The sequence below is a fragment of the Bacteroidota bacterium genome, from assembly GCA_018692315.1.
Lineage (GTDB): Bacteria > Bacteroidota > Bacteroidia > Bacteroidales > JABHKC01 > JABHKC01.
Window position 1 is genome coordinate 1 of the sequence record JABHKC010000060.1, and the last position, 5,154, is coordinate 5,154.

5 protein-coding genes are annotated in these 5,154 nt (G+C 30.6%); 2 read left to right on the plus strand and 3 right to left on the minus strand.

The genetic code is table 11. The features are described from left to right. The first annotated feature begins 147 nt into the window (after positions 1–147). Positions 148–1,293 (plus strand): histidine kinase, encoded by a 1,146-nt coding sequence (locus HN894_05085; protein ID MBT7142692.1) that lies wholly within the window; start codon positions 148–150, stop codon positions 1,291–1,293. Then, positions 1,290–2,006 (plus strand): response regulator transcription factor, encoded by a 717-nt coding sequence (locus tag HN894_05090; GenBank protein MBT7142693.1) that lies wholly within the window; start codon positions 1,290–1,292, stop codon positions 2,004–2,006. The genes HN894_05085 and HN894_05090 overlap by 4 nt, the downstream gene beginning before the upstream one ends. A gap of 199 nt (positions 2,007–2,205) precedes the next feature. On the opposite strand, the gene HN894_05095 is transcribed toward HN894_05090, so the two are convergent. The 3 genes from HN894_05095 to HN894_05105 form a co-directional block, all read right to left on the minus strand. Then, positions 2,206–2,628 carry a hypothetical protein gene (locus HN894_05095; protein MBT7142694.1) on the minus strand — a complete coding sequence of 141 codons (423 nt, stop codon included), beginning with the start codon at positions 2,626–2,628 and terminating at the stop codon, positions 2,206–2,208. Positions 2,629–2,750: 122 nt separating this feature from the next. Further along, a complete protein-coding gene (locus HN894_05100; GenBank protein MBT7142695.1) occupies positions 2,751–3,431 on the minus strand; it encodes a hypothetical protein in 681 nt (226 codons plus the stop codon). Next, positions 3,371–4,627 carry a hypothetical protein gene (locus HN894_05105; GenBank protein ID MBT7142696.1) on the minus strand — a complete coding sequence of 419 codons (1,257 nt, stop codon included), beginning with the start codon at positions 4,625–4,627 and terminating at the stop codon, positions 3,371–3,373. The genes HN894_05100 and HN894_05105 overlap by 61 nt, the downstream gene beginning before the upstream one ends. Between the last annotated feature and the right edge of the window lie 527 nt (positions 4,628–5,154).

The following is a 5,154-nucleotide window of genomic DNA, read 5'->3' on the forward strand; positions in this document are numbered from 1 at the left end:
AAGGCTATAAAACAAACAAATGGACAGGCTTATTAATTCAAGATTTTGTTTTGAAAAACTGGAAATTTAAAATTAGCAAAAGAACTGCTCAACTCTGGCTGTCGAAAGTATTGTGATTCTTTTTCATGCGTTTGCCCTGCCTTCAAAATGAATATAAGACAAGGAATCAACATGAAAAATATTCTAAAGTTTTCGAATCTTAGAGCAAGCAATACAAAATTCTTAGACCCTCTCATTCTTTTAGTGATATGGATTGCCATTTTTATAGCTCCTATATTTATTTTTCAACAAGATTATGTTATTGATGGCAAGCGTGTCGTTATTGCCTGGAAAGTAATCTTTCCATACTTTATACTTGTCGCTATAAATCATTTTATTCTAATTCCTTATTTTCTTTTCAAAAATAAAAAAGCCCATTATTGGCTTGCAACATTAATACTACTTCTTGCTTTCAACACATTTTTGCATTATTTATCAAAACCCGATAATGAGAACAGACCTTATCCAAGGCATGAAAACCCACAACATCCTCCACCTAAACATAATGGACCTCAGGGCGGTAATTCAGCACCAAAGCCACCCAGAGGGAATAATCTCCCATTTCCACCATATGTAAATACTATTATTCTTTCTATTCTGATAATTGGATTTGATACCGGCATTCGCATGAGGGTTTTGTGGTCGAAACTGGAACAGGAAAAAACAGTGCTTGAAAAAGAAAACGTGCAAAATCAACTCGCTTTTTTACGTAATCAAATTAGCCCGCATTTTTTAATGAATACACTGAATAATATTCACTCATTAATAGATGTAAATACTGAAGAAGCAAAAGAAGCAATTATCAAACTATCAAAACTGATGAGGATATTATTGTACGATTCGGATACCGATTTTGTACCTCTGGAGAAAGAAGTTGATTTTATAAAAAATTATATCAGCCTAATGAAATTGCGATTTTCTGATAAAGTAAATATTAACCTTCATGTACCTGAGAAAATACCCAATAAAATGATACCTCCATATCTGTTTACTTCTTTTGTTGAAAATGCGTTTAAGCATGGAATCAGTTATAGAAATTCAAGTTATATCGATATTATATTTTCTATAGCTCAGGAATATTTAACATTTGAAATTAAAAACAGTATCCCTGAAATTAAAAAAGATGAAAAAGCCTCAGGTATTGGAATTGAAAATTCGAAAAAACGCTTAAATATTTTATACGACGATTTATATTCCTTAATCATTAAGGAGAGTAAAAAAGAATACAAATTGACTCTAAAAATACCATTATGACAAATTGTATTGCTATCGATGATGAACCATTGGCATTAAAACAAATTGCCGGATATATTCAAAAAACACCCTTCCTTGAATTAAAAGGACAGTTTGAAAGTGCATTTGAAGCAATCTCATTTTTAAATGAAAATGAAGTGGATCTTATGTTTGTGGATATCCACATGCCAGACTTAAGTGGGATGGAATTTGTTAAATCTTTAAATAATCCACCAAAAGTTATTTTTACCACAGCCTACAGCGAATATGCCATTGACGGATTTATGGTTGATGCCGTAGATTATTTACTGAAACCAATAAGCTATAGCGATTTTTTGAAATCAGCAGGTAAAGCCAAAGAACGATATTTTTCAAAAGCTGAAAAAATTCTTGATATTCAACACGATGAACAGTATCTTTTTATAAAATCAGAGTATAAAATTGTCAGGATAAATTACGACAATATTAAATATATTGAAGGAATGCGCGATTATGTTCGAATTTTTATGGACGACCAAAAACCCATTATGTCATTAATGAGTATGAAGAAAATGAGTGAACACTTACCTGAAAACCGGTTTATGCGGGTTCATAGGTCATTTATAGTTAACTTAGAAAAAATTACAGTAATTGAACGCAGCCGAATTATTTTCGATAATAAAGTTTACATACCAATAAGCGAGCAACATCAGGCTCAATTCCAAAATTATTTAGATAAAAAATTTTTGAAATAATTTTAAAATTAGTTCTCGCTAAGTCGATAAGCTGCTAAGGAAAGCCGAAATTTCATTTTTGTCTTCGAGAAAAAGCATTTTTGCGAAATTATAATATTAATTCGCCGGATAAAGCAAAGTATCCACTGCCAGCATTTTTAATTGGTAGCCTTCGCCCAGGTGTATTTGCCAAATGCATTATTTTTTTGTTAGCAATTGGTTATTCTTTCTTTCTAATCAATAATATATAATTTGTTGTTGACACAATACCTACATTGTATCTCCAAATTGTTGAATCCTGAGCAACTTTATATATTATCAATTCTCTATTTCTATATTCATAGGAACAGAATATACTGTCAATTTCTAAACCATAATCAGGTGTGTATTTTTGTATTATAATTTTGTTCTCATTGAATGTCCATACCGTACAGCCTTTTTTTAACGAATCAACCGGAACTTGAAGTTTTGCTAATCCGATATCTTTAAAATCTCCTAAATTTAGTCCATTTATTGTAGAACCTGTTGTCCACTTGAATTGCGTAAGATTCTCATAAATCAAACTTTGTCCATAACTTGTGTAAAACAATATCGAAACTAATATAAATAGTGTTATTTTTTTTATTTTAATAATTGATACCACTACTATATTCTTAAAATTCCGAATTTTTCTTTATTGTATTTTCTAATTTCATTTTTCAAATATAATTATTTTTTAAATTTAAATCGTCTTATCAATAACCATTTTCATTTGTAATTTCAAAACTAATTCCCAGGATAAAGCAAAGTATCAGCAGCCAGCATTTTGATTTGGTAGCCTTCGCCAGGGTTCATTTGGTTTATGCTGTTTATGTTGTAGAGGGGCCAAAAAATTAAACCTTGGTTGTTTTTAGTGATTATGATGTTTGATGAAATATTTGTGAACATAGAATCTATTGGGGCAGGCGATTGTCGGAGATAGGAAATTGTTTGCCAGCCTATGTTTAAATCTATCGGTTTATTTTCTGGTTCAACAGAAATTCCAATAATATTTAATATTTGTGGCAAATTCATTTTTATATGATAACCTTCGGTAACTTGCAGTGTATCAATCATATTTATATTCCACAAAGGGTAATAAATTTGTCCAATATCATTTTTCATAATTTCTACCATAGGCGAAACTTCTGAAAAAATACTATCTATTGAATTTTCAAGTGGATTTATATAGGTAGATATAATATTCCAGCCAAACTGTAGATTTATTTGTTGAGTGTCTATTAGGTTTTCAGGTGGGATTAGTTTGGCTACAAAAATGTCGCTTGAAATTCCTGAGTTGTAAATTGTATCACTTCCAAAAACCACATAAGGACTTATTATAAAACCTGTTATATAAAGATTATTATCTAATCCAATACAAATATCATACGATTCATCTTGACCGGTACCGTAGCTCCAATTGCCCACTGAGCAACTCCAATAGAGCTATATTTTGCAATAAAGGGATCCTTTGCATATGTGATTGAATCATGGTTCAACACAAATGTGCCAAAATCAAAATTACTAGAGTATTTCCCACCCAAATATATATTGTTTTGATCATCAATGCATAGTCCCATGAAATTTTGATGTCCATCTGCCGGACTTTTTACCCAAAGAAGGTTTGATAAGGAATCATATTTGGCTAAAAAAAGGTCATAATTACTTCCATTGTGAAATGTAGAATCTCCATCGAAATATAAAATTGGACTACTGAAAAAGCCTATAACTACTATATTATTGTCATTATCAAACAAAATTTCTCCACCTCTTTCATGATTTGAGCCATATGCTTGCTTAGCCCATAAACAAATTCCATTTTTATTATATTTGGCTAAAAAAAAATCCTGGCCACCTGAGTTTGTCAATACAGTATTACAAAAATTAATATTTTGGCTCTCGAACATACCAGTAATGCAAATATTCCCATTATCATTTACATTTAGGTCATAGCCTCTATCATAATACGATCCTCCTTCATTTAATGCCCAAATAAGATATCCATTACTATCGTATTTTATTAGAAAAATATCTTCACCCCCATTTAAATATAGTGTATCGCTATCAACAAAAAGTTGTGAACTTCTGAAATATCCAGTGATATAAACACCATCTTTATTATCTGTGTCAAGTCCCCCAAGAGTTTTATCGTCATCATCTCCACTGATATGTTTTATCCATTGTTCATTTCCATTCGTATCATACTTTATAAGAAAGACATCATAATTCCCATTTGATAATAATGTATCTGTCTCGGAAACAATAATGCTAGTAAAAATACCACTTGCATAAATATTGCACATTGTATCACAACAAATATCGTATCCCCTAACAGACCACCCACCAAACAGAGTTTTTGCCCAAATAGTATTTCCTTCTGAATCGAATTTTGCAGTAAAATAGTTTGTAGAACTTGAAGAATTTAAAGTATAACCTCCAAAAATTATAGAATTATCAAAGTCACCTGTAATATAAATGTTCCCAAACTTATCGGAACATATGGCATTGCTTTTGTCAGAATCGTTTACTCCAAAAGACTTTGCCCAATCCCATTGTGGCTGTTGGGAGAATGAAGAAGGAAAAATGAAGAAGGAAAGGAAAAAAAGTATTAGTGCTTTTTTCATGATTTTGTTTTGTTAGTCAGGGCTTGGCTTTGAGCCAAACCCTGACTTGATGCTAACTTAATAATATTCATTTTTCTGGTTTGAGTATAGTCTTCTATTTACAAAGATAAGATATTCTTTTTATTGAGGAAGTTTTTGCTTGGGTTTTAAGCGTAATTTGCAAACTTGTGTTAGTTGAGGAATGAAAGTGAAGTTTAGAAACTTCCCTTTGCGAGAGATGACTCAAAGATTAAAAAGGATTATTTAGAATCATTATAACTTTTCAGTACACTGTTTAGGGAACATCTAAAAATGCAAATTTCTTCGTTGTTTCAATATTTTAAAATCCTCATTTACAATAGTAAACTGCGGTTATAAAATTTCTTACGCCTTGAAATTTACTATTTTTAGCCTGATTAATTCATAAACTTTTTTTTCATAAACGTTTCTACAATTTTCATGCTCAAATATATTAACATTGATGAGTTTTAGTTAATTTTTTTATTCAATTTTAAATTTTACCGAATTTTATTTAGAATCATTCAAAA